At 52.1% G+C, this 1609-nt stretch carries 1 protein-coding gene; it reads left to right on the top strand.

Annotated elements, in window-relative coordinates:
- Nucleotides 1-597: 597 nt before the first annotated feature.
- The coding region (locus CW742_RS12290) for an MCP four helix bundle domain-containing protein (protein WP_292420783.1) at nt 598-1609 on the top strand (1012 nt) is incomplete at its 3' end.

Genomic DNA, 1609 nt, shown 5'->3' with positions numbered 1-1609 from the left:
TTTTGCAGCAGTGACGCGACTTATAGTAAGAAGCAGTGAGACCTCAACGATGGTCAGCCCTTTGGGATAATCCATGAGCAGGGTAATAATCCTGTCCAGTTCGGTCTCTTTCTCGCTCATATGCCACTCTTGATAGAGTATTGTTGGATTTGGCCAATATAAATTATTGTTGGTATTCACCAACGATAAATTTCAATGATAAATCACAATGGTTCTCATTGCACGATATATTTAAATAAAATGAAGGTAAACGAATGATTACCACAGCAAGCCGCTGATGCGGGCGTGGTTGTGTGAATGGTTGTCCGGGAGAGAGGGATTACGGCGGTGCCGCGAATCCCTTCCCTCGATGCGTATGCAGGATGGATGAGATGGAACAAAACACTGGTGTGAACAGGAACCGCAGGCAGCTCCGTTTGGCCGATAGTATTAAAAGAGGGAGGGATATAGGGTTCCCTGCCCGGCATAGCGGTTCAGCGGGCGTACGTTCCTGCACATCATCTCTCCGGAGCATAGGGTTGCCCGGTAGTTCCCGGTGCGGATTGGGACGGGGCGCATCTTCTGAGGAGAACCATGTGCAACAAGGAGGAAACTGAGATGTCGTTTATCGATGATATGAAAATCGGGAAGAAACTGATCGGCGGGTTCCTGATCGTTGTGATCATCCTCGCCATTGTTGCAGCGTACGGGTACATCAATGCCCAGAGCGCTGCAACCCGCAGTGCTGAGATGTATGAAGATGCAACCATCCCGATCTCACTGCTCGGGAATGTACAGGCAGATTTCCAGCAGTTACGTGCAGAGATCTACCGCTTTATCTATGTTCCCGAAGCCCGGGGAAGTCTCGATACCACCATGAATGACCTGGACGCAAATATCCAGAAGAACATGGCAGAATTCCGGAACCGGCAATTGTCGGCAGCCGAACAGACCACTCTTGCGAAGTTCGACGCCAGCTATGCCGAGTTCATGAAACTGTACCGCGACACCAAGGAGGCGGCACGGGCCAATAATATGGAGAAGGTCAATGCGGATCTCTCCGCGGGTTCGCCGCTTATCAATGCACGCACCGCTACCGTTGCAGCATATAAGGATCTCATTCAGCTCAACACAAATAAGGCAAAGAATCTTGCCGACCAGACTGCCGCAGATGCAGCCACCGCGAGTATACTCCTTGCCGTCCTGACCATTGCCGGAATCATCATCGCACTTGCAGTTGCAATCACCCTTACAAGGGGAATCACCGGTCCGGTCAACATGGTTGCTGCCAACCTCAAGGAGCTCAGCATGGGCCACCTGGGCAACCGGATGAAGATGAACCGGAAAGACGAGATCGGCGAAATGGCCGAGGTCATGGACCAGTTCTCGGACGATCTCCAGAACAATGTTATCGGCACCATGCAGAAGATTGCCAATGGTGATCTGTCTTCGGACGTGAAGGCAAAGGATGCACAGGACGAAATCGGACCGGCACTCCGCACAACAACCGAATCGCTCCGTACGCTGGTTGCAGAAGCGAACATGCTCTCAAAAGCGGCGATTGCCGGCCAGCTCTCGACCCGCGGGAACGCGGACAAGTTCAAGGGCGGGTATAAGGAGATCATCCAGG

The sequence above is a fragment of the Methanoregula sp. genome, assembly GCF_002835825.1.
In the GTDB taxonomy this organism is placed as follows: domain Archaea; phylum Halobacteriota; class Methanomicrobia; order Methanomicrobiales; family Methanospirillaceae; genus Methanoregula.
Note: the sequence above shows the minus strand (reverse complement) of the source record. Positions and strands in the feature narration are given on the sequence as shown.